General features: G+C 64.2%; 17 protein-coding genes. 3 read left to right on the plus strand and 14 right to left on the minus strand.

Annotated elements, in window-relative coordinates; translation table 11 throughout:
• Positions 1-220: 220 nt before the first annotated feature.
• Positions 221-685, minus strand: coding sequence for a hypothetical protein (locus DK427_RS04180; protein WP_162559651.1), 465 nt, complete (start codon positions 683-685; stop codon positions 221-223).
• Between the two features lie 775 nt (positions 686-1,460).
• Between DK427_RS04180 and DK427_RS04190 the strand changes: the two genes are divergently transcribed.
• A complete protein-coding gene (locus DK427_RS04190) occupies positions 1,461-5,459 on the plus strand; it encodes a PIN domain-containing protein (RefSeq protein ID WP_109950172.1) in 3,999 nt (1,332 codons plus the stop codon).
• Between the two features lie 138 nt (positions 5,460-5,597).
• Here the strand turns inward: DK427_RS04190 and DK427_RS04195 are convergent, their stop codons facing one another.
• The 12 genes from DK427_RS04195 to DK427_RS04245 all read right to left on the minus strand — a co-directional run bounded on the left by DK427_RS04195 (position 5,598) and on the right by DK427_RS04245 (position 22,224).
• Entirely contained in the window at positions 5,598-7,046 is a 1,449-nt protein-coding gene (locus DK427_RS04195) for a helix-turn-helix domain-containing protein (RefSeq protein WP_109950173.1), read from the minus strand.
• The gene (locus DK427_RS25980) at positions 7,043-7,471 is read right to left on the minus strand and encodes a hypothetical protein (RefSeq protein WP_162559652.1); all 429 of its coding nucleotides are present in this window, start codon (positions 7,469-7,471) and stop codon (positions 7,043-7,045) included. The genes DK427_RS04195 and DK427_RS25980 overlap by 4 nt, the downstream gene beginning before the upstream one ends.
• Before the next feature lie 508 nt (positions 7,472-7,979).
• The gene (locus tag DK427_RS04200) at positions 7,980-8,462 is read right to left on the minus strand and encodes a hypothetical protein (protein ID WP_245930791.1); all 483 of its coding nucleotides are present in this window, start codon (positions 8,460-8,462) and stop codon (positions 7,980-7,982) included.
• 1,010 nt (positions 8,463-9,472) lie between these two features.
• Positions 9,473-10,537, minus strand: a complete 1,065-nt coding sequence (locus DK427_RS04205) for a hypothetical protein (protein ID WP_109950174.1) — start codon at positions 10,535-10,537, stop codon at positions 9,473-9,475.
• Positions 10,538-10,643: 106 nt separating this feature from the next.
• Positions 10,644-11,642, minus strand: a complete 999-nt coding sequence (locus tag DK427_RS04210) for a hypothetical protein (RefSeq protein ID WP_162559653.1) — start codon at positions 11,640-11,642, stop codon at positions 10,644-10,646.
• A gap of 326 nt (positions 11,643-11,968) precedes the next feature.
• A complete protein-coding gene (locus tag DK427_RS04215) occupies positions 11,969-12,511 on the minus strand; it encodes a hypothetical protein (RefSeq protein ID WP_109950176.1) in 543 nt (180 codons plus the stop codon).
• Between the two features lie 58 nt (positions 12,512-12,569).
• Positions 12,570-14,489, minus strand: a complete 1,920-nt coding sequence (locus DK427_RS04220) for a TniQ family protein (RefSeq protein WP_162559654.1) — start codon at positions 14,487-14,489, stop codon at positions 12,570-12,572.
• Positions 14,486-15,484 (minus strand): ATP-binding protein, encoded by a 999-nt coding sequence (locus DK427_RS04225; protein WP_162559655.1) that lies wholly within the window; start codon positions 15,482-15,484, stop codon positions 14,486-14,488. The genes DK427_RS04220 and DK427_RS04225 overlap by 4 nt, the downstream gene beginning before the upstream one ends.
• 80 nt (positions 15,485-15,564) lie before the next feature.
• Positions 15,565-17,760 carry a Mu transposase C-terminal domain-containing protein gene (locus tag DK427_RS04230; RefSeq protein WP_109950178.1) on the minus strand — a complete coding sequence of 732 codons (2,196 nt, stop codon included), beginning with the start codon at positions 17,758-17,760 and terminating at the stop codon, positions 15,565-15,567.
• Positions 17,757-18,461: a TnsA endonuclease N-terminal domain-containing protein gene (locus tag DK427_RS04235; RefSeq protein WP_162559656.1), complete on the minus strand. Its 705-nt coding sequence runs from the start codon at positions 18,459-18,461 to the stop codon at positions 17,757-17,759. The genes DK427_RS04230 and DK427_RS04235 overlap by 4 nt, the downstream gene beginning before the upstream one ends.
• A gap of 2,624 nt (positions 18,462-21,085) precedes the next feature.
• Entirely contained in the window at positions 21,086-21,322 is a 237-nt protein-coding gene (locus tag DK427_RS04240) for a hypothetical protein (protein WP_109950180.1), read from the minus strand.
• A 5-nt stretch (positions 21,323-21,327) separates the two neighbouring features.
• Positions 21,328-22,224, minus strand: a complete 897-nt coding sequence (locus tag DK427_RS04245) for a 3'-5' exonuclease (protein WP_162559657.1) — start codon at positions 22,222-22,224, stop codon at positions 21,328-21,330.
• 63 nt (positions 22,225-22,287) lie between these two features.
• Here DK427_RS04245 and DK427_RS04250 point away from each other — a divergent pair, with 63 nt between their 5' ends.
• Positions 22,288-22,605, plus strand: a complete 318-nt coding sequence (locus tag DK427_RS04250; RefSeq protein WP_162559658.1) for a helix-turn-helix transcriptional regulator — start codon at positions 22,288-22,290, stop codon at positions 22,603-22,605.
• Between the two features lie 610 nt (positions 22,606-23,215).
• The gene (locus DK427_RS04255) at positions 23,216-24,097 is read left to right on the plus strand and encodes a polysaccharide deacetylase family protein (RefSeq protein WP_109950182.1); all 882 of its coding nucleotides are present in this window, start codon (positions 23,216-23,218) and stop codon (positions 24,095-24,097) included.
• A 20-nt stretch (positions 24,098-24,117) separates the two neighbouring features.
• Here the strand turns inward: DK427_RS04255 and DK427_RS04260 are convergent, their stop codons facing one another.
• The gene (locus DK427_RS04260; RefSeq protein WP_109950183.1) at positions 24,118-24,597 is read right to left on the minus strand and encodes a nucleoside deaminase; all 480 of its coding nucleotides are present in this window, start codon (positions 24,595-24,597) and stop codon (positions 24,118-24,120) included.
• Position 24,598: the final 1 nt, after the last annotated feature.

The raw sequence follows: 24,598 nt of genomic DNA on the forward strand, positions 1-24,598 counted from the left end.
TCGGGGTGGATACCGTTCCGAATGGGCTCGTTCACGGTACCGCCAAGTTCGGTAGGGGTACGCCGTCATGCCGGATTGGGCCGAGGCCTGCATGTAGGAGACCCTCGCGGCCCCGGTGACGCTGGAGAGCGTCCGCAGGTACCGCCGGTACCAAACCTTTCGCAGCTCGGCGACCACATCCCCCGGCTCGTGCCGCTTCGTTCCCATCTGTCCGTGTACTTCAGCCGTCGGCGGCGAACAGGTCGAGTTGGCCAACGGAGTGGTGCACGCGCGTCCTCGGCTTGTTTGGCGTCGCTGCGGGCGACACCGGCAGGTGTAGATGCGTACGACCATACAGGACGGCGCCGACGATCTCGTGGCGATCGCCGCGACGGAAGGCGTTCATGGAATGCGCGCCCGACCGTAGGATCTCTTGGGTTGGCGGCTTCGAAGAGGGCAAGTTGGAGAGCGCCTGCAGCAGTTCGGGGAGGCCTACGGCCTCGACGTCGCGAGACGGGAACTCGAAGACCTGGACCGTCCAGGTATGCTTCACGGCCGAGACACTGGTGCGAGCGAATGGATTTACGGCACACGCCGTTCCCGGATCTCGCACGAAGGCGGCCAGCAGCGCGCGCTCCGGTAGGTGGGTCGCAGCCAGGATGGCGTCGGCGAGTTCAGTCTGCGTCATCGCCAGCGGATCTGCCATCAGCCGAGCAGAAGGGCTGCCAGGAGCCCAGCGAAGAAGAGGCTCGACGAGGCGAGAACGGCGAAGATCTCGCGGTGATCGTGGACGATGGCGCGGGAGGCGACGAGTATGGCAGCGGCCGGATGAGGTTCGATCCGTCCACCCTCACGCCCAAAGCTTGACGGTTCGGAGGCGGCCCGGTCCGATCAGATAGCCTGCGCCCGCTCTGTCGCTGCCATGCCACAGGTTCGGGAAGCGTCGGTCGTAGGATGCCATGACCGGCGCACGGCCGGCCACGGAGCGGACAAGCTCTGCCCCTTCAGGACAGCCAAAGAGGTTGCACGGAGCGCCAGAGATCGAGCTCAGGTCGGTCGTCCGCCGTAGCGGGAGAGGTCGATGGTCTCCGGGCCACCGGCGAACAGCGTCGCGCTCACGCGCCGGATGGCGGGTTTACTCGCGACTTTCAGCGCACCGTGCAGGAGACGGATGCCGAGCCGGGTCCTGGGTTCATCAGCTTCGGCGCGAGCTTGGGAACACCCTGTCCCTTCTCGACCAATGGACGCATGATCCGTTCATAGGCGGACGCGGCGTCGACGACGCTGTGGGCGCGGGCCGGAGAGCATTCCGACGGGGCGGCCGCCAGTTCGTCGGCAGCCTAGCCAGAGATGGCCCCGCGTCCTGTCGCGGCGAAACGTTGCCGCGACAGGGCGCAGGACGGCGGGCCAGCGCGGAAACATGGGTGCGGATCGAAGGGGCGGCTTTCGCGCTAGGCGGGACGCGTTCTATATCCGTTCGCATGTCCTTGGTCCTCAACCGCCAGTTCCCAGCTCCTGCCGACTGGCAGGCTTTCGAACGGCTGTGCTTCGATCTGTTCAAACGGTTGTGGCGGGACCAGAACACGCAGTTCAACGGTCGAAGCGGGCAACCTCAGGCCGGTGTCGACGTGTACGGCGAGAGCCGGGAAGACGGACGATTGAACGGCGTCCAGTGCAAAGGCAGAGATGGGGGCTACGGTGCCTCGCTGACGGTCGCGGAGCTTCGGAGTGAGGTCGAGAAGGCCAAGACGTTCGTTCCGAGCCTAGATGTCTTCATTCTCGCGACCACTGCGCCAAACGACGTCAGGATCCTGGCCGAGGCCCGCGAGTTGAAGAAGGCGCATCGCGCGGCAGGCCTGTTCGACGTCGAGGTCTATGCTTGGGACACGCTCAAGCAACATGCCACCGACTATCCGGACATCCTCCAGAAGCACTTCCCCGATCTCGCGCCCCTCGATCTAACCGCGGCGATCGGAGATCTGGACGACAAGATTTCCAGCGGTATGGATTCGATCCGCGCGGACATCCTCCCGATCGGCATCGACACCAGCCGTCTTCTCTCGCGGTTCGATCGGCTCGAAGCCAGCATCAACCGCAACAAGGATGCGGTGGAAGACCAGCTACATCTACGCATCAGGCAGCTCTGGAGCTTGGTCGAGGACGGAAACGCCAAAGCCGCGCGTGTCGCATTGGAACGCTTGAAGACGGAGAACTGGCCGACCGCATCCGCTCGAAACCGCTACCGCCTGCTGGGCAACATCGCCGCCGCCGACTTGGCGCTTCATGAGGTCGATGCCGCGGTCGTGGGTTTCAAGGCGGCACATGCACAAGATCCGATGCATCCCGGCGCGCGGGCTATTCTCGCCACGGCTCATCTGCTGGAGGGCGAGAGCGCTTCCGCCTATGCTCTGGCCATGGCCGTTCTCACGGAAGATCCGACATCGGAGCAGGCCGTGATGGTGTCGATCGAGTCGGCTCCCGAGGAGCTGCCGGTCGACGAACTTCTGGCGAAGATCCCGGAGAACTTTCGTACCGACGCCGACGTGCTCGTCGGCCTGTCGATCCGGTGTCGCGCCATGGGCGACGCAGACCGGGCGCGCGCTCTCGCCGAGCAGGCGCTTGCCCGCGAGCCCGGGAACTGGCGCGCCCAGTCTGCGCTTGCCGAAGTTCTACTGGAGCCGATCTTTGCCGATCCTGACGCCGTGGTCCTGAAACGGGTGACCGCATCGGCGGCGAAGGCGGACTTCCAGCGCGCGATCTCGCTCCTGCGTTCTGCCTGGTCGCACATCAGGTCGCACGACACCGCTCGCCGTGCCGTGCATCTCTGCGCCAACTTCGCGAACGCGCTCTATCTGGCAGGATTGAGCGAAGAGAGCGGACGCGTCGTCGACGAAGGTCTCGCCATCGCCCCCCACTACGCACCACTCCTTCGAAGGGCGGCGCTTCGGGCGGTGATGGGCGGAGATTGGGCCAGCGCCCTGAACTACATCGCGTCGATCGGAGAGAGCGACCGCGAACTCGACGACGAAATCCTGATCTTCGACGGATTGCTCCGTTCGGGCGATGCCGAAGGTGCTCACGCCAAGGCAGTCGCCCTCTACGGAACTCTGGAGGATGCCCGAAAGAGAGGGGCCGTCGCGGCTGTTCGGGTCGAGGCGGCGTCGGCGCTCGGAGAAGGCCGTGCCGAACTCGAAGCTATGCTTCGAAGCCAGCCGACGGCGATCCTGCTCCGTCTCGTCGGGCTCGACGTAGCCGCTCTCGAGAAGGACGAGGAACTGAAGCGGAGGCTGCTGGACGAGATTGGAGCGCTTCAGCCGACTTTGGTCGACGTGAGGGATCGCGTCCATGCGGCCGAGGCCTACTTCAAGGCTCGCGACTACAGCCGGGCGGCCGATGCATTCGCGGGCCTTCACCCCCTGGATCGGGACACCCCGATTCTACGCCACCGCCTTCAGGCCCTTCTGGCCGCGGATCGGCGCCGGGAGGCCCGTGAACTGTACGAATCGGTCGCCGACGCCGTTCGTGAACTTCCGGACTATCTCGCCATCGGCGCCTCCATCTTCGAACGTATCGGATCGCTTCCGGAAGCGCGGCGCCTCTACGAGAAGCAGTTCAAGCGGGACGACACCGATCTCTCCAAAAGACTGCGTTGGTTATCGATCCTGGAGCGACTCGGAGATCCGCGCGCCGCCGAGCGCTATCTCGCATCGGTGCCACCGAACGTCGCCGGATCCCCACGCGAGCTGATCGGTCTCGCACAGGCGATCGATCGGCACCTCGGGACACCGAAGGCGCTCCACGTTGGCTATCGCGCTCTTCGAGCGGGATTTGGGGATCCGCAGGTCCATCTCGGCTATGCGGTCGGCCTGTTCTTCCTCGGGTGCGGGGCACGGACGAAAATCGTCGCGCCCGAGACCGTCGGCTCCGACACGGCGGTCGTGCTGACCTCGGCCTCCGCACCGAAGCTCGTCCGCATCATCGAAACGGAGAACTCGCCGGCGCTGGAGCGGGACGAGATCGCCCCTGGCAACACGCTGGCGAATCGTCTTCTGGGAATGAGGGTCGGCGACGAAATCGAGTTCGGAGGTTTGGGGCCGGAGGTCCCGACGTACCGTATCGAGCAGATACTCGACAAGTTCCTGTTCGCACACTTCCGAACTCTCGAGCGCTTTGGAGCGCTGTTCCCAGACAACAAGGCCTTCGGCACGTTCTCGATTGATGAAACGAAGGGCCCTGATGGATTGGAACCGCTGCTGGAACAGGTCCGCCGCAGAGCCGAGTCCCTGACTAAGCTTGAGGAATTCTATCGTACGGGTGGCGTGCCGCTGCCGATGATTGCGGAGGTCGCGGGCGCCAATCCCGTAGAAGTCTGGGATTCGTTTCGCGCACAGCGGGACATGCCGCTTCTCACGGCGACCGGCGTGGCGGAGGAGTATGCGAACGGTGAAGCGATACTCGAATCCCGTGGCAGCTGCGTCGTCGACCCCCTGACCCTTCACGCTCTGGTCTCGCTCGGCATCTCCGAGCCAGTCTTCGCGGCGTTCGACAGCGTCGGTGTCACGCAGACCGCGGTCGATTTTCTGCGTCGGATCGTGGTCGAGCGGACCACGGACCGCGGGACCCGTCGTGGAAGGCTCGGCTGGGACGGCGAGCGGTACCGAATGTACGAGCTGACCGACGAGGACATCGAGCGTCGTATCGCGAACGCCGACCACGTTCTGGACGTCGCTCTCACCCGATGCCGCCTGGTACCGGCCGAGGCGCCGGGACGGTTGTCGGATCCTCGGGGCCGGGAGATCGTCGAGCGGTGGCATCCCGCCTTCGTCGATACCGTCTACGCGGCCCAGGGCACTGGCGCGCCCATGCTGGCCGACGATCAAGCCTACCGCAGCCTCGTACGGGAGACGTTCGGCGTTGATGCCGTCTGGTCCCAGGCGGCACTCTTGCGGGCCCGACGAGTCGGATCGATCACGTCCGACGCCTACGCGGACGCGGTCGACGCCCTGGTCGATGCAGGCTACGCCTTCACCATGATCGGCTGGCAGAACATCATCCACCAGCTGGACAGAACCGGATGGCGCGTCGACGATCGCACCGACCGCTATCTCGAACTGCTGGCACTTCCCAACAACGATCCTGCCTCTTTGCGCAATGTTCTCGGCGGCCTGTTTACGCATGCGATCGGCATGGCTCCCGGGGAGCAGGCTCTTCAGGATCTGGTTTGGGCGGTCTTCGACGCGTTTTTACGCAGCGGCTCGGACCGGATCGAAGCGGTGGCACGCACCACAGTCCTGGCAACGCGGGACGCTCTCATCCCGATCGTCGCACCATTCAAACCTCTGCTGCTGAAATCGACCGGAATCGTCCCGCTCTCTGCAATCCAGAAAGGGCGGCAGGAGTCTGCCGAAGGCGTCGCACGTGAAATTGCCGGTATGATCGCCGGGTGGTCCAAAGCTCGAGGCTTGGAGCGACTGGCGTAGAAGCCCATCAGACGGGATGACCGCCTCGGAGGATACCCTGTCGTTCGGCGAAGCTGTGGACCCGATCGCACGCGATGTCGATTACGAGCGTCCTGGCCCCCCATGATCGCCAGTTGCCGGATCCCTCGCGAGGCCCTTTCAACCCACAGGTTGCATCAAGCTCCTCAACGCGCCGATGTGCGCCCGCAGCCTGTCCTGCGAGGTGTTCAGGCTTTCGGCGAACGTGTGATCGCTTATGACATTCATGTCGTAAGCCTGAAGGCTTACCTCCGCGAAACGACCGGTGCGCGAAATCGGAGTCTCGTCGAAGACGAAGAAATCCGTCCGCCTGTTCTCGTCGATGCGCCATTTTTCCGAAGGTTTTGTATTCGGAACTCCTCTGACGCGCGATTGTTGAATGCGTCCGTCGGAGCCGTTGTGTAGCTGCCAACTCAATGCCGTGATGCTCACGCCGTATTCCTCGGTCAGCCTCGAAACAGCTTCAGGCCCACCTCCGTATTCGAAATACTTTCGTGTCACTGCGGCTTTCGGGGCCAGGAGCTCGGCGGCAAACGCATTGACGCGCATTTCGACGAGATCGGTCAAGGATTGCGCATTTGCCGTGAGATCGGAGTAGCGATTAACGCGGAGACGAGCGAGATCGTCGCTCGGATCCCAGAGGAGATGTCCTAACTCGTGAGCGACAGTCATGCGGCGTGTCCACACATTCGCATTGATGCCGTTGAGGTTCACGACGATCCCGCGCGTACCGCCGTTCTCGATCGTGGCTCCAGCGAAATTGACGGGCATTCTCAGCGGGACCACGGGAATGGCCAGTCGGTCCTCCACTTCGGGGAGCAAGGCGTGGATGGGTTCCTCCGCCTCGTAGCCGAGAAGGCGCCGCGTTTCGTGAGCCAGATCGGCTCCCTGCTGCCAAGCGGGAGGCCAAGCGACGTCGCGCAGTGCCCGCGGTCGGAAGCCGAGCCGGGTGATCGCGCGAGAGCGGGAGGCGTCGAGTTGCGCCTCCAGACGGGATTGTTCGCCTATGACCCATGCGGCTTCGAGAAGACCGAGCACCAACGTCGGCGAGAGGGACGCCGTCGGCACCTTCTGGAGTTCGCGCATGCGGACGCCGAGAGAGACGTCGCCTCCGCCGTTCTCGACGAACCCTATGCGGAGAGGATCGAGTGCGAGCGCCCGCGCGAGGCGTGTCAGGACCGTCATCGGCATGCTCCGACGTCCGGCCTCCGCCGCCTCAATGTCGGCGACCTGCAAGCCCGTGGTCCGCGCCAGTTGCTGGACCGAGATCTGAACCTCCTCGCGGCGCTCCCGCAAGACGGGGCCGACTTGGCAGCCGCGATGTATCAGCGGCACCGTGACGCGATCCAGAAGCTCGCGCAGCACCGTCCAGCCGAAAGCCTCGCGCGCTTGCGCGGCTGTGAGGACCAGACCGCCCTCGCCTTCGGACCAGAACGACAGGTCGGTGTGCGTACGGACGAACCGCTGCGTCGACGCGCGGGCGTGTTCCTCGACGCTCAACTCCGCGTCGTAGAAACCGAAGATATCGATGAGATCTCGGGGATCGACGGTTTCGGATATGGCACTCATAACCAAACAACGTCCTCTTCACCGGCCGCGAACGTCATGGGTTTATTGCTTTCGCCGAAGCGCATGTATCCGACGCTATAACCTAGCGCCTGCAAACACCGCGCCGCGTCATGGAGCTGCTGCTCGGTAGCGGGCCCGTAGCGTCCCGAGGCGCCATTGATCAGAACCCGGTCGTCGGTGAGATACCAGAGTTCGCCCCCGCAATGGGCGTTGCCGCCTCCTGTCAGGTTCGTATGTTTCACCTGTCCCAACCGACGCGCTTGTCCGAACGGACCCTCCTCAAGACCGTGGGGACAATCCGTGGGTCCAATGACCCAAAGATATCTGCCCACGAGCGTCTCCTCCTGGGTCGTCGGCACTCGGACGATGGTCACGGGCTCCCGCACTGGACCGGCCAGAAACCGCATACCGTCGGCGAGCGTCATCTGAACGCACTCGTCCGGATCTCGCGGCGCCCGCTTCGGGGGGATCGCTGGGTATACTCCACGGAAATCACCGAAGTTCATGATGCGTTCGGTTCGAGGAATGGTCACCGCGAACGCCTATCACAGATTGCCGCGGGCTTGTTCCGGCCGCCCGTCCGCGACGTGTCGGTTTCCCCGTGATACCCGCCCAAGCATCGGAAAAACGGACCAGGGCAAGCAGCGCGCGGCGCCCACATGTTCGAGCTCGTTGAACCGAATCGTCGCTGCCGAGCGATAGATCGCCAACACCGCGAATGTCTTCATGCGATATCGCAAAGCCTGAGGCGACGCCGAGCTAAGCCATGTATCATTTCCCTGCGGCGTCGCCGGAAAACAATTCCGATCGAGGGCTGGCTCTGAGGCGCGATCGGCGGCCGCCTTGACGGATAGCCCCACGAAAGACGGACCTCGGACGAGGCGGCGCCGAACCCCTCGTCGGGGAGACCTTTCCTCTCGGCCCGATGCGGAGTCAGCGGTAGAGTCCTTCCGCCTGCAGGCGAGCGAGCAACTCCCCGGCCCGCGCTTGTGCCGCGACAGCGCCCGTTCCGTCCTCGAAGCCGTACCCGAGCATCGGTGATAACCTCCGTACCGCCCGGTCCATCGCAGAGCCCTGCCACAGAATCAGCACCTCGCGGTCGATGAGGTCCGACAGGAAGTACCACAGCGTCATCATGAGGCCGAGCGACGGTCGCTCGGCCCATTCCGCCATGATACCTTTGGCAATGCGTTCGAGCCGGCGCATGGTTGCTTGCCGCTTCCGCGGAGCCAAATCGTCGAACGGTTCCAGACAAGCGATGCGGAGGTTCTCGCGCAGCTCGGCGACGTCGGCCTCGGCTCGCGCGGCCAGGGCCAGATCGGACGGTACGAAAGCGCCCGGTATCTGGCAGAGCGCGAACAGCAGATACGCGGGTAGCGCGAGTTCCAGGCGTTGGCGGTCGGTAAGGATGGCCATCCCGTGATCCGTGGCGGATCCGATCGGGATAGGCAACGCCGTCCACGCTCGGTCGGCCCGTATGGGCCCGACCGAGCGTGGACGGCAATGGGCGCTCGTCTTGGTGGCGCTGCGTACGCGGCGTTCGGAATGGATCCGGCCAATTCCGTCGGTCGCTCCTGCTCGACGATCCGCTCACGTTGATGTTCGCGATCGGACGAGCCACGCTCGGAGCGTAGTGGGCGCGGTCGCTGGGCTCTATCTATGCTCGACCGCTACCCGACGGGATGCGTCCATCGGGGGAGCGACCCGGCCCGAAGAGACCTTTGTCTCTCCGGGTGAGGGACGGGCGCGACGTCTCCGTCCCCATCCCGGCCCTATCTAAGAGAAGAGAGAATCTAGGACTCTGTTTTTTCTATTGGAGGCTGGATGGCGGGACCGCAACCGTGTCCACAGGCCGTCCCCGCCGCCACGGCGTTAAGAGGGCTTTAACAGGTTCGCTCTAATGTCCGGGATAGGCTCGGCCCCAGAAGGCCTTGGATGCGATGACCGCCCGAGAGGCGTGCCCGCGTCCCGGATTCTCCCACGTGCCCGGATTCCGGGTCGTTGGCCGGCGCACCTGTTGAGCGCGGAGTCGATGGCCGGGACGGAGCCGGCGCTGGACCGTGCCGCCGGGCCGTCCTATCCACATCTATCGACTCCCCTGACGGCCCCCGGTGGACAACTGGGCCATCGTCGAATGCCAATTCCGCCCCGGCCGCGACCTCGAATATGCGGTGGAGGTGGCTTGTTCGGCCCAATGTCCCCGAGGGCTCGATAGAGTCCCTATTGATAGCGCATGACGGAGGAACCCGGCAGCCGGACGCCGAAGCTGGGCTGCGTCGGATGGTCGGCAAAGACCGCTTGGGCGGACGCGCTCGGTCGCGATCCCGAATGCTGCCGCAGTGAGGCGAGTGTTTCCACCTGAAGACACACGGATGCCCGCATTTCGAGGAACGCTGAGCATCATCCGAGGTTTCGGCGCGGTGAATTCAGGCTCGGCTATCCAGATGTCCGAACGAATCCGTCAAACTGATTCTGTCGAAGCCCTGTGGCAACGTGTAGCCACTCGCGATGGTCATCCCCAGATCGAAAATCCATTCGTCGTTGCTTCCGAATAGGCGATCGAAGTAGCCTTGCCTTTCGAGATCGTAGGTGTGGACGTCGCGGCGGGCTTCTTCCAAGGTGAGATAGCCATACGACATCGCCTCAATGGCGTTACGGATCCGCACGCGACGGGCACTCAGGACCGGAGGCATGACGTCCCTGCGAAAACGTTCGCGAAAGACTCTGTGGCTCAGCGCCTCGAGATCCAATTCGTCCAGTCCTCCGAGAACCTCGGTCAAGGGCTTCCAGACGGGGCGTGGTTCGAAAGGCACGACATTGTCTTCAATCACCGGAAACAAGGATTTGAAGGTCAGGGGTGAGCGATCGTTGAGCCAGATCGCCGCCGTTCGGTCATCCCACATGTCCATCGGCTCCAGCAGCGTTCTAAATGGAGGGAACTCTCGCAACCATCTCGCGGCATCCGTCGGTCGCCAGGGCGTAAGGAAGTACCCCGTCGCGACGAGCGGCTTGTTCCAATCGGGAAACGCCTGTCGAACGCTCGTAGGCGGCTCGCCGGACAAATCCTGCGCGAGCATCGTCGCGAGTCCCGCGCGGACCTCGGCCGGTACCAGGGTCGGATCGGCATACTCCGCGATGGTCTCGCGCACCGGTGCCCAGTGAAATGCCCCCCGAAGCTCGTCGAGGATCGGCGAGGCCGTCAATGGCCTGTCCCCTTCGATATGCGCCTCCAGATGCGGAAACGGTCTGCGGAGGCCCTTCGCGTAGGCCCGCAGGAGCGGGCGGATCACATGGTTCAGGCGTTCCCGAACGGTGTCGCGACGCTGATCCTGCGTTACGGAGGACCGAAACACGACGAGGTTCGAGGCCGGGCTGGTGCCGGTCCTCGGACGGGCCCGGCCACGGGTGTCTCCCTCGATCGGCCGCTCGGTCGATTCGGTGATGCTCGGCACGCCGGCCGCCGAGTCCCGCTGGGAAAAGTCGTCGCTCAACGCAACCTCCTGGAGGTCGATCCTCGATTCACGAGAAAGTCCGCCGGCACTTCGTCTTACGTGACGGCATCGGGTGTGGTCTTCAGGGGGAGGCCGGATGCGGGCGTCAGACCAGCACGATCGCGCGCAGCTTCCGCGCCGGGAAGCGGCGATTCGACCAGTCGTCCGGATCCGGCTGGCCGCCGGGTGTCACGGTGCCGGCATTGCTGAACATGTTGACGCTGGCGGCCACCAGAGTGATGTCGGCGCGGCCATCCGGAACGCCCGGACCTACGGACCGATACGCCTTTTCGAGCGTGATGCCGACATGTCCGGCTTCGGCGTTACGAATGGCGTCGAAGACGGAGGTTGCGTACGCGCGAACGCTCGGCTCCTGTCTGAACGCTTCGACGGTCGGGAGATCGGCCGGACGCAGATTGACGAGCGGGCCGCAAATCTTCTCGTCGTGCGGCGGTCCCATGTAACGCAGGTCCGGGATCGCGAATGGCCTCGGCCAGCGATTCTTCACGAGGATGGCGCCGAGATCGGCGAGAATGAAGCGGTCGCATTCCGCGAGAACGAGCACGGCAGCCGTCTCCCACGCCCAGAGAGCTTGCATCAGCAAGCCGGCAAGGTAGGTTTCCGCCCTGCCGTCGTCGTTGTGGAGGTGCCGCAGTGCATGGTAGTGGCCGATCCAGGCCTCTTTCGTATCGATGGCGTTCAAGACGTCGTTGGATGCCGCTGCCAACCGGCCCAAGACGCAGACCCTGGCAACGTCCAGGGCTTCCTCCGTCACCTGATCGAAGTGGAAGATGGCCCGCAAGCGCTGCATGAAGGCTTCCGGGTCGGTTACGCGAACCGGAGTTCCGAGCGTACCCTCGTCGCGGACCGGATCGGGAGCGTAGCGGACGTAGGGTAAGGGCACGATCTCGTCGGATAGAGCAGCCAGGGTGCCGGCCAGCTCGAAGTATCGCGCGTCGGCGGCGCGTCGCTCTTCAACGAGTTCCAGGTCTACGTTGTCATCGGGCTCCAAGCCCATTGAGATCGCGAACTCGTTCGCGAACACGCGATCCAGCTGGCCGCCGAAAACGATTTTCATAATGGACTCCTCGGCGCGATCCGTCATGTTTCGAATACGTGGGTGGGAGGCCGACTCTGCTGCATCCGACCGCCTGAAGAACCGTGCGGTCACTGCAGCGATTCACACAAGTCTCGCTCGGCACGGACTCGGCTGCGACCGTTCGTTCGTCGCAGCGGCAGGGATGGTCCGACGCGAGCCACGGAAGGCTGCCCGCGACGAACGGGGACGGGATCGCCTGTGCCTCGACGCCAGCGTTCGCTCGTCGGCGTGGCTGTCGTCTGGCCAGCGACCTTGCGGACCGGCGCCCGACCGTCCTCCGCGGGAGAACACCGACGTGACGACGGCCGATGTGGTGCGCGGCTCGGCTCCGGTCAGCGGAGGCGGCGAAGGGCGTCGTCGACGAGACCGTGTACGCCGTCGACGGTCACGGTGTCGTAGTCGAGCGTGCGTTCGTCGCGTTCAACCCCGGCCGACCCGCCGCTGGGGTAAAGCTCGATGGTCACCTCCACCACGTGCTCGGGACACCGCCCATGGAAGCCGACGAAGGAGACGCCGCCGAACAGGGCGATGGTGTCGGCGTCCGGCAGAGGCTCCCGCGAGACAAGTAGGCGGATGCCGGGTGTCGCCGCGCCGAAGATGCCGGCTGGCTCATCCTCGCGAACGAGACGCATGTGCAGGCCCCGGGCCTGCGCGTCGGCGGCGAGCCCGGCGAGCGCCGGCGCCAATACGGCGTCCGCGAGCTCGGCGAAGGCGCTCTCTTCCCGCCCGTACGCTTCGGCCAGTTCGGGCCGTGTCTCCTCGATATGCGCGCGAAGGCGCGCGCGTTGCGCCACGTCGAAATCACGCCGCGCGGCCATTGCCTCGTCGATGGAGCCATTCGCGTCGAAGGAGGAGTGTTCGTCGTTCGGTGCCATTGTCACGTCTCTCCGGGGATTTTTTCAAAAACTCTGATCATTCGCTAGAATTCAATGTTCAACCTTCAATTGCCGTATGCGCTTCTCTGTACCTCCTTCGTTGTTTCGCGAGGACGGATTTCACCGTGTTCGCGCGATAGATGGCCGCCGCTCCCTCGCCGATCAGCAGGGCCGGCTCGCATCCGGCGGCCTTCAAGCGCTTCTCAAGGGCGGGCGCGGGCGTGTTTCTCAGGCGACACAGGTTGCGCAGACTGACATACGTTTCGTCGAACGCTTGGAGGGTGTCGTTCCCGACGGTCGTGGTGTGCCGCCCGTTGACCGGATGGCGCCGCGTTTGCAGCCGCAAGTGGCCGAGATCCGCCAAGCGACGGACGTGTTCGATCGCCACGCCCAGCTCCCGGGCGGCGTGTCCGACGGGCGTCACGTCGTCGAACCGGCCTCGGAGTAGACGTTCGACCTCCTCGAAGTCGACGAGCAGCGATGCGTAGGTGCGCCGTTCCGTCGCCGATCCCACCCAGCCGAGGCGGCCGGACAGGATCAGGCCGACGATCGCGGGCTTTCCGCACCGCAGCCGCAACTGCGCCTCGTGAAGCGATACGACACGCGCCGAGGCCGGACGTGGATTGGCGGCCGGGGCGTAGAGGCGTTCGAGGAAGGCGTCCACGTCCGCCTTCCGGAAGACGTACATCCCGAGGGGCGCGTCCCGTTGCCCCCCTCGGCAGATCGCAACCAGGTGGCCGGCCCTCTCCAGGACGGTGACGTCGCGTCGTCCCGCACCGATATGATCGGCCACCGCTCCGAGGGACAGGCTGGTCTGGATGTCCTGCAGGAGGGTCTTGGCCGCGAGCGCGTCGAAGGTCACCCTGTCGTCGGGTCGGCTTTCGTGGTCCGATGCGATCAGCCCGCGGAAGGCTAGGATGCGGCGTAGACGGCGCGGTTCGAGATCGTAGGCTAGCGACGCCGCCCGGATGGAGAGGACGCTCCGCTCGGATACCGGTTCGCCGAAGACGCCACGTCCCAGACCGAAACCCAGTGTCTGGGTGAAATGGTCGCGAAAGATCTCTCGAATACAGGCATATGTCGGATCCTTCACTTCGAACACGAGCCATCGGTAGACCGATCCGTAGGCGCTGTAGCGATTAGTCGAACGACTGTGTCCGTGTGACGCCTGAAGTTTTTCCAGGAACCGATGGATGCCGGTGGGACCTTCCCGCAGTACGTCGTAGCCGGCGCTCCCCGCGGTATGCCAATCGTCCTCGGAGAGCTGGCGCAGGATCTGCGCTGGGCCGAAGCGCGCCACGCATCCGAAGATTCGGCACGCCTTCACGGCGGCGTAGTAGGGCAACGTATCGAGCCATAGCTCGCCCGAGGCCCCGTTCTCCAATCGGGTCAGCAAGTAGCGTTCTAGGCCGGACGGCTCGGCCGATCCTCCGGGTGCGACGGCCTTCGGATCGCCGCCGTGGCGGTTCGTCACGAGATGATGAAAATCGTGGCGCGCGTAGCGATTGCCGGCCTTGAGCGACTTGTGGTCGATCCGTGCGAGTTCGGCGCGGTGAATCGGACAGGTTCTAATGGCCGAGAGATTCCATGTGGAGCGTCCGTAGGCGGCGTGTTCCCCGAGTTCCGGCGATGCCCGATGGTCGTCGGCCAGACAGTGCGGGCAGACGCGGATGGCGTTGCGGTGCAGGCAGGTGATCCGCAGTCGCTCGCCGCGGTAGGATCGCTCCAGCCGGTTGGCACCATCCGAGATCGCCCGGAAGCAGTTGGCTTCGAGGTTCTCCAACGACGCGCCCGTCAAGCGGGCGAGGCGTTCGAGCGTTTCCGCGTCGCCATGCGCAACCGCTTGGATGTCCATTCCGAGTTCGCGACAGAACTCCCTCATGGAGGGCGCCCGATGGAAGGACGCGTGCCGGGAGACGTAACTCGTCGGCGTTTCGTCCCGCCCCAAGGGTAGGACAGGCGACAGGAAGGCGGTCACGGCTTTCCCTTCATGCGGTTGCGGTGAGCCTTGATGCGCTCGGCCGGGGTCTTGTCCGTGGTCGGGGCAGCGCTCTTCTGTAGGACGCGGGAGCAATCGATCTTCTGCCAAGCGTCGACGGTGAACGGATTCGCGGCGGCGCCGCAGGCGGTGCGCTTGTAGTAGGCGGACGCGAAATGCTCGCGGCGGAGATCGTCGGTCTCGGCCTTGAGCGCCTGACCGATCGCTTCCTGGATCAGCTCGATCGAAGTGCCCATCTGATAGAGGCCGGCATGCAGCAGGCGGGGTACGAGCGGCTTCGCGACCGTGTCCGAGAAGACCACACCCGCGACGGAAGCGAGGGTCTTGCCCATCTCCCGGATGGCCTCGCCGTCGAGTTCCGGATCCAGGGCGTCGAAGTTCACGGTCAGCGCGCGTCGCCTGTCTTCCTCCGCCTCCTCTAGGAAGTCGGCCAGAACGGGCAGGCCGGAGACGATCACGACGATCGGCCACGCTTCGTCCGTGACCATCGACTTGAGCGCGTTCTGAATGTCCGTGCGGTCGATCTCGTTCGCCTTCAACACGACGTTGTGCATCTCGTCGAGATGGATGGCGAGGAGTCCGCACATCTCGATCCGCTCCTGGACGCGCTCCCAGACGAGGGTCTTGTCGAGGGCTCCCTTGATCGGATACCCGAGCTTCTGCAGGATCTGCCGTCCGACGCCGGTGAATGTCGTCGGCGCGCGCACCTTGATCGTGACCAACGGACAATTGGAGCGGGGCCGATCGTAGCCGGGGAAGGCGTCGTGCCTGGCGAACATCCGCTTGAGCGAACGGGTCTTGCCGGCGCCCGTCTCGCCCAGGACCATGAGGATCTTGGCCTCGGTTCGGTTTCCGGGCCCGAGATCGGCGTCCGGGTCGGCCCGCAGCTCCAGGCTGTCCAAAGCCTCCTGGAAACTCTCCACCAGCTCGTCGTAGCGATCGGTCTCAAGGAACTTCGCTCTGACGCGCTCCATGATCCGAGCGCGGGCGCGTCGTTTCGCGTCCCCGCTATTCGCGAGAAGATCGAGTGCCCTGGTCTGGACTTGGCTAAACATCAGTCGACGATCCTGTAGCGGCTCGGACTCTTGATCTGCGGAGAAGACTGGCGGTCGCCGGAAGCCACATCGCCTGTGCCGGTATCCACCGGAACGGCGCCGCTGGCGTCGTTCGTGGTCATGGAACCCCCGGGCGACGTCTCCACCTCTATGACGTGGTCGAAATCCCCGTCGCCGGCGAGGTCGATCTCGGTCTCGGGTTCGGTCGGAACGAAGCCGAACGCCAAGCTTCGTTCCAAGCGGGCCAGTTCGAACTCGCCGATCGTCTCCGGCGAGATCCCCGCGAACGCCTCGGCGTTCTCGCGGAGGGCCTCGATGGCGCGTCGGGTTTCCCGGACCGCCTTCATTCCGTGGCGGTTGTCGTCCGCGTGCCGCAGGCGCAATTCGGCGAGCGTCCGCGTCCAGACGCCGATGGACACGTCCGTGAAGTCGTCGTGGATACAGGGAACCGTCAGAAAGGCGCCACCGACATCGACCGACACGGCGCCGAGATCGAGTTCGTCCACCCGAACCTCAACCTTTCGATCTCCGACTTTCTTGTAATGCGCGTGCAGCGACGTGGACTGGTAGTACAGTCCGAGCACCCGGACACCCCTATTGCTCAGAACACACCGCATGCGCTTCCCGAAGGCGGCCCGCAGGCTCGGCCGGTCGGGCGGCTGGACCAGACCGTACTCTCGTACCAGGCGATGCCAGGCATTGCGCGGGCTCTCGCCTCCCAGGCCCTCGTGCGGGAGGTTGTGATAGATGTCGACTACGTAGCGGCAAAGGACCCACCTCAACTGATCGACGAAAAGGATCGCCTGCTTCTCTGAGTCGTAGTCACCGCGGCGAACGGTATTCTCGAACGTGCGCCCGCTGAAACGTGCGATGAGCTGCGTGTGGATCCGTCGAAAGACACGCTCGACGCGGCCCCGCAGGAACGGAACTCCGGATGTCGGGACGTGCTTGGCTCCCCTCATCGCGGCGATCGCGATTCTGAACTTCGTCCACACGAAGCTCGGTCCGCCGTCGGTGACGACTTCCTCAATGCCACCGAACATGTCCCAGGGGGTGAGTGCGCCGCACGCGTCGGCGTAGCGCCCCTTGTCGCTGACGACCATGCGGAGCGTCGCCAGCGCGTTCTCGCCCGAGGGCGAGCGCGACAGGGTCATACCGACGATGCAGCGGGTCGCCGCGCAGATCGCGACGCAGATCCAGCACTTCGTCCGCTCGACGGCGGCCTTCTGCGACGCGTCGAGGGTTTCCCAGATGCCGGCGTCGATCGCCAACACCATAAGGGACACCTCCCATTCGTCCATTTCGATCCGCTGAAGCGGGCGAACCGCGTCGACACCGTGACCGATCAGATTGAACTTCGCGCGGGCTGCAGCCGGGCTGTGACGGTTCGAATAGACGTCGAAGGCATCCAGTTTACGGATTTGGGCGTTGAACCACTTGTTCGAAGGCGCGACGAGTTCTGGCTGGCCCGCCGCAGTACGGCCTGCGTTGACGAGGGCGAGTGCGATTACGAAGTCGTCATAGAGGTCCGCCTTGCTCGGTTTGAGCTGGCTGGCGAACTTCGTGACGTACTCCAGAGCGAGCGTACGGAGGTCCGGATCGATGACGGGCGCACGTGGACCGCAATTGTCGTAGTATGTTTGCAGGGCTTGGCTGTCGTAGTCGGCCTCCCTCAGACGCTTGAGCCATTGCCGCAGGCATTTCGGCCCCGGAAGCCCGCGTAGGTCCGTCGCTCCTGAGCGGGACCGCTTCGGCGTGCCGTCCTTTCTCAGGTTGTGCACGTTCGGCACATGCGTGATTTGGGTCGCGATGACGGACATCGCCTTCCGAATCGACCGGTCCGACCTGCTTGCCTGGCCGGCCGCTTCCATTTGCAGGAAAAGCGTGCAGACGGCCGCGCGGAAGACGACGATACGCTGTTCCGCCTCGTCGATATGCGCGACGAACGTGGTTCCCGTGCGCAGCCGGATCTTGATGCGGGCGGGATGGAACCATCCCCGCTCGTGGCGATAGTCGGGCAGCCGGCGACACGTCTCGAACTTGTCGTGAGTGAACCCGGTATGGATCGTGGGATCGTCGACGCGCGCGAAAACGATGCCGTTCCGGTCCGAGCTGACGTACCGGAACGCGATGCCCCCAATCGTGTGTTGATCGAGCGGATCGAACGCGTAGCGTATTGCGAGAGCTGCGCTCATTCCGCCTCCGATGTGGTTTGATGCGCGGCCCTGACGCTCGTTTCGGGGGCAAGACGGGCCGCCTTGGGTACGACGAGACGTCCTGCGGCAATCAGGCGGATGCCGGCGCGAAAGCCACGCCCGTCGAACCCGGATGTGCACGCGATGTTGCGCAGCGTCGTCTCGCCATGCAGGTCCGCGACGACCTCCGCGACGGCCGCGTCCGCTTCCGGGTCGACGTCGCGGCGCGCGCTCAGGATCAGCCGGGCGTTGTGAACGGTGTCGCGTCCCAGGCGCCGTTCGGTCAGCAGAGCGACCCGGTCGGCAACGTCGATACCGCTCGCACCGATCTGCTCCGCGATCGACCGAAGCGTTCGAGGCAGATCCTGTTCGATGGCGCGCCGCCACGGCTTGACCGCGACGAGAACGCGGGTGCCGTCGCGCAAGGTCTGGAGGAAATCGAACGTGTGCCGTCGTGTCCGACCATCGGTATCCTCGTACGGGATGGCCGGCGGCTGCTCCCACAGGTCGACGGTTTCGCGCCGAGCCAGCATGACGAACGCGGCCTTGGCCTCAAGATGGCTCTCGAGATGGAACTCGCGCTCCGGAGATCCGGCGACGATCGTCACGCGCGACCCGCCGCGCGACGGTTTCGTCACGATGCGGCTGGCTCGGCTCCTCTCGGGCGGGTACCAGAGATGGTCTGCCGGCATCGTGTCCATGGAGACCCTTCCATCAGTTGGAAGGCGGCAGTCGCTCTCCACCGCCCGAGAAGGCACGGTCGATGCGGTGCACGCCAGGTGCATGCGAGTGGTCACGATCGGTGGCACGCGCGGTCCTGGTCCGCCGCGACGAGCCGAAGCCATCGCGCCGGTACGGATCCGGTACGAACCTGCATCCACTGCGTGGGCGCCCGACGCATCGCTTGCCCAGGGGCGACGCCCCGCTCGGGGAGCGCCGCCGACGCCGCGGGGCGTTCCGGGGCGTCGGTCCACGATTCCCCGAGGAGGGAAGCTGCCGCTACGGTTCTTCGGAGATCCTTCGAAGGACTCCTGTCCGGTCGTCACCGTGATGCGGCCATCGGCCATGGTAGCGAGCGTGGGGGCGCTCGCATCTCCGGAGCGGTAGGCCAGCGGTTCCTATCGAGTGCGACCTTCGCGAACCCAGCGCCCCAGGGTCGCCGGACTCGGCCTCGCTCGACGCACCGAAACGACCTCGACCCGCATAGCGGCGGCGCGACAGGACAGTGATCGATCGGTGCTCGACGAACGAGCGTCCTGTTGATGGTCCGGATCGTCGACGAGGCTCCGGATCAGCGGGGTGAGGACTTTGATTGCGCGGCCGAAGCCCACCACCGTCGGCGGGTACGTGGCGAGATCCCGAGTGGAGAGATAACGGTACCCGTTGCACCAAATGGCGCGCCAACACCTGGCCGCAGTCTGCTCGTCCAAATGGTTGACGTCGCCTCCCGACGGGTCGTTGGCCGCATCGACGCCGACGGGAAGGCCTGCCGGAGCCGGAAGTACGACAGGAGTGGGGCGATCGCCGGAAGCGTTCACGTCGGATGCCTCGGCGTAGGATCGCCTAGTAGCCGACATGAGATCGTTGTGGTGGCGAGACGCGTCGAAGTTCTCCGATACCTGAAGTGCGCGATTGGTTGTCATAGGGATGCATCCTGCAGTCGGGGAAGCTACGGCACCGCGATCAGCCTTGAGGACGATCGCGATACTGATGTCTGCTGGATGCTGGCCCCCTGATTCATTATGACTCAGGGGCGTCGGCGCTGAAGCCTCTTGTATCGCTGCGATAGGCATGCGATCTCCAAGGCCGTACCGAGCCGTCGTGAATTCACGACGGAGTGGTGCAGCATCTCAGCCTGTTGCAAAGGGATGGCCGACAGTTCGTGCTTCGACGTCGGCGAGAGAAAGCGTCACCGGGGGCGTCCGAGTGCTAGTCGGACGTCACCCGGTGATCGCACCGGTCATGAATCCTTCATTGTCGATCTCCTGTCCTGCTCACGGTGCGGGAGGCACCGGCTATGCCCGGAAGATCCGGAACAGTGTCACACGTCGGATCGCCGGTGACATGCTCGTGTATGTTCGTCGTGATCTGTGTGCGTCAAGTCCGGATCTCGACCCAAAACCTTCGGTAAGCTTGGTTTTCCGCGATCCTTCGGACATGGATGCTGCAAGTTCGGAACGACAGGCTCATCTGAAACTTGCTTACGCCGGTCTTGCGTCAGCTTGGGGTGTGGCGGAGAGTTAGGCCTACAGTCCTATAATTGACTGTCGCGATCGAATGCGTGGGTCTCTCCCACCGCAAGTGGTCCGCTTACGGTAAAGGCTTCTGCGCATTGGTGAAAAGATAGGCCTATGGGTTCACCGACGACTGTGTCCGACGGTTCATGGGATTGAACCATCGCACGATGCCTGAAGCATCGTCACAGATCCGATCAAGAGGATACGAGATCAGCATCTCGGGCGTCGCAGCGCGTCCGAGCTCGCGTGATCACGAGTTTCGGACAACGAGTCGCATAGATTTTATATCCTATTTAGGAACATAAAGATTGCAGTCGGTTCGGGTTCGTCCAGGCGGTTTGGGAGGCCCGAGTTCTGGTCTTGGCTTCGGCATCATGCCACCGCAGGAGTGTCACGGCCGATGGGGCACTGCGGACCCATACCAGCGGGCGTGATGGAGGGCCGCTGGCTACACCCGACTTAAGGAAATCCGCCTCGATGCGTCGCATCAGAGGAGCCAGAACGGCGATTGCACACGCCGCGCCCTCGGGCGTGACGGCATAGAAGACCGGATCCCGGTCGCGGAGATGGGCGTAGCCGTTCAACCACAAGCGCCGCCAGGCTTCAGGCGTCAGAGTCCTTTGGGCCTGCGCCGCTCGGACGCCGACGATCTTCGGCCACACGGCATCGAAGACCTCCGGTCGAAAAACCCGAGGGTCGATGGAGCACGTGTCCTCGCGATCGGGGCCGTCGCCCTCGGATGGCCACGCCAATCTCGCCTGGGACCGGTCAGCCGTCGAGCTTCGAGTATCACCCCCACGTGAGACGGCTCCGCCGGGGAGTGCGGGTGAGCGGACCGCGCGTGGCTCCGGGATATCGTAGTCATACGGCATGAGGGATTCCTTCACTCCGCGAGTTGGCCGGTAGGTTCCGCCGGCGTGAGGCGGGTCTCCGCCTGGAAGCGCTCGTCCCGAGGAAGGCCGGGCGCGACGATGTCGAACGATCAGGGGGTAAGGACGCCGAGATGCGGACCCGGCGATCTGCACGGTTTCCTGTCTTGCCGTGCGTTCTCGCGAAGGTGATCCGCCGCTTCGGCGGCACGTGTGCAGTTAGAGGAACACGAGCGGGATGGCGGCGATCAGTCCGGTGACGAGGGCGAAGCCGAGGAGTATCAGCCACAAGCCCATGCGCGCGTTCCAGACGCGGAGCTCGTCTCGAACCGCGTCGATCGACTCGGCATTGAGATCGTAAACCAGCTGGGCGACGGCATCCGCCTGCTTGAGGGGAAGGCCAGACTGCACCAAGGTACGGAGCGCGTCGCGCTTCTGCGTGATCGTTTCCCGCATCGCCGTCAAATCCGGGTCGAGTAGCGGTCGTAGGCGCCGATCTCCGTGATCGGCACGTCAACGTCGGCTTCGTATATCTCGCGTCGGAGATACTGAATCTCCAGTGCGACCAGTTCCTCCGTGACTTCACGGTACCAAGCTGTCGGCCGACCGGGCTTCGCGATCTCGTTCCAACGATAACCGCGCGCGCGCAGCGAACGTATCCGGCCGAGCGGGCACCGCACCGCCCATACTTGATAGGTCGGCGCTTCGGCGGCGACGACGAGCCTCGCGAACGCGGTCGTCTCCGAGTTCGGCAGACGCTGCGCCAGAACCTCGATCGCGGCCGCGCAATCCTCCTGCGCACGGTTGAGCGAAGTAAAATAGCCGAGTTCCGCTAGCAGACGACCGAGCTTCGCTCCCCCGAAGCCCGCCTCCCGCCACGGGATCTGCGTGAGCGAGCATGCCCATCTCTTCCGTGCGAAGGCGGGTGTGATCTGCTCGGCGAACGGTCGATCGTGCTGGCCGTCGTGACTGCAGATCCAATCGACGTCGGCGAGCATCCGCTCGATCTCCGCGATGTCGAGCAGGCAGCCATCGACCATTCGTTGCGTGATACCCGTGAGCTTGGTCACCTCGGCCGAGATCGGCATGAAGGGCTGCTGGAACGAACTGTAAGGTTCCTGGACGTCGAGGATCCGTCCGTCGGCCGAGTACGTGAACGGGACCAGGGCGATCTCGATCAGTTCGTGCATTCCGGGGTCACGTCCCGTAGTTTCCAAGCCGAGGAAGATGCCGCGCCCCGCGACGGGTGGGAGGGCATCATCATGGGGATCGCGTCGCCTCAGACGACGCAGGACGCGGTAATGGCCCGACTGCTCCAGCAGGCAGGCGATGCGATCGAGAGGGAGGTCATTCGACATGGTTCGGCGCCACCGTTGGTTGCGACAAAACCAACATAGGTCGTTTTTCTGAAATCGCACATTTTGGGTGGTTTTGTGGTTAACAAATCGTTGGGATGTATTGATTTGTCGAATATAGAACCCGTGCAAGCCAGAGCAGCGCGCGCCATGCTCGCTTGGTCGCAGGATGAATTGGCGGATCGCGTCGGTGTGCTGCGGCGTGTCATTTCGGATTTCGAAAAAGGCAAAAGCCTTCCACATCAGGAAACCATGGATAGTATGTATAGAGTTTTTGTCGAGGCTGGCGTATCGTTCACGAGATCATCTGGAATGCTTGGCGTAAACATTACAGAAACGGCGAATTTCACGAATTGGCTGCATTCGATCTCTCCGAGAAAATGAGTTTTTCCAAGATCTCCTCACGGCGGTGACGAGCAGGGCGCGATGGCGCTTTCGCGTGCCCGAAGCTCCCGCAGCGAAGATCTCACGGTGCGGCCCGCCGCTGCGGCTCCTCGTGATCCGAGGCCATGGCGGGACGCTTCGTCGCCTGAGGATGCGTTCGACGCGCCGGCGGATGTGCACCGTGCGCACCTTCAGGATTCGCGACCGAGAATCGCAGCAGGCGAGTGGCGGAGGCGAGGCGGCGTCCTATTGGCGTGCCGACGGCGCTCCCGAACGGGTGACATGCGCCCTGTCTCGTTTCTTGCGAACGTTGAGTATCGGCGTCGACACGTGCACGCTTCGACCGTCGTCGCGCGCAAGCCCGATCGATCGCGTCGGCGACCGGCGGGCTGGCGCGGCCGATTTCCACGACCAGCCCGCCGATGGTCATGCCGGATAGGCGAACGTCCGCGACGGTTTTCCGGGTCACGGCGCCTTGTCCCAGACCTCGACCACGTTTCGCGCCGAACGGATGATACCGGCGCCCGACCCCTGGTTGCTTCGTTCGCTCGCGAGTTTGGATTGCACGAGTTCCAGTGCATCCATTCCCTCGTCCGTTCGTTATTCGAGCATGAAACATTCGGATCACGGACGCTACCCCTATCGTTCCATACAGGACCGGAAGGATTACAGTTGGCCTGACGGACGGAGGCTTGCAATATATATTGGTGTAAATTATGAGGTGTTCGATTTTACGGAAGGTCTCGGGGCAAAGCTGAGTCCCTCGCAGACGAGTCCGGACGTTCTGAATACGGGATGGCGGGATTATGGGAACCGCGTCGGGGCTTGGCGTCTGTTCGACTTGTTCGACGATCTGGACCTTCGGACGACGGCGCTCCTGAACTCCGATGTCATCCAGCGATGCCCCGGTCTGGCCGAGGCGTGTCGAGATCGCGGAGACGAACTGGCCGCCCACGGGCGTACCAACGCCGAAGCTCAGGGCGACATGGATCGCGAGCGCGAGAGCGCAATGATCGCCGACGTGACGAAAGCGATCGAGACGCTCGGTAGGAAGCCCACGGGATGGCTCGGTCCTTGGATCTCGGAAAGTCACGAGACGCCCGAGCTTCTGGTCGAGCACGGATACCGCTACGTCTTGGATTGGGCACACGACGACCAACCGACGCGGCTGCGGACCGCGGCGGGTCGCCTATTGTCGGTTCCCTATTCTCAGGAGATCAACGACCTACCCGCGATCGTCGGTCGTCATCAGGAGGCGGAGGCGTTCTCGGCGATGATCGCCGCGGCCGTCGATCAACTGCTACTCGAGAGCTCGCGACGGCCGGCGGTGCTCGGTATCGCGCTGCACCCTTACATCATGGGGCAGGCGCATCGCGTTCCGGCACTCGCAGGCGTATTGAAGAGAATCCGCGGCGGGGGTGATCCGCGTATCTGGTGGACGACGGCCGGTGCGATCGCCGAACACGTCGAGTCCATCGACGCCGCGGTCTGAACCGTCGGCGGGTTGGAGGGTCATGAGGCGCCGACGGCGCGGGCGTGGAGTTCCCGGATGTGATCGGCGAATTCCGGGAACGGCCCTTCGACGTCGGCGTCCTTGAGAACCTGTTCGATGGTCAGGGGCGCGATGTCCATCGGGGGGCGTCCGAGCTCCGCCATCCATCTGGTGAACTGGCCGGTCGAGCTGGCGTAGACGATCTTTCCCAACCCGACGAGGCCGTGCGCTGCGGCGCACATCGCGCAATGCTCGCCTGAGGTGTAGACGACGGCTCTCCGACGATCGTCGGGTGACATGTTCTCCGCGGCCCACCGGGCAATGGCGAACTCGGGATGCCGCGTCGCGTCCCCCCGTCCGATCCTGTTGCGATCCTCGAACAACACGACGTCGTCGTGGGAGACCAGAACGGAGCCGAACGGTTCGTCCCCGGCCGATACCGCGGTTTCCGCCAGTTCGATGCAGCGCAGAAGATGCGTACGGTATCTGTTCATGGTCATG

This window comes from Methylobacterium radiodurans (assembly GCF_003173735.1).
In the GTDB taxonomy this organism is placed as follows: Bacteria; Pseudomonadota; Alphaproteobacteria; order Rhizobiales; family Beijerinckiaceae; genus Methylobacterium; species Methylobacterium radiodurans.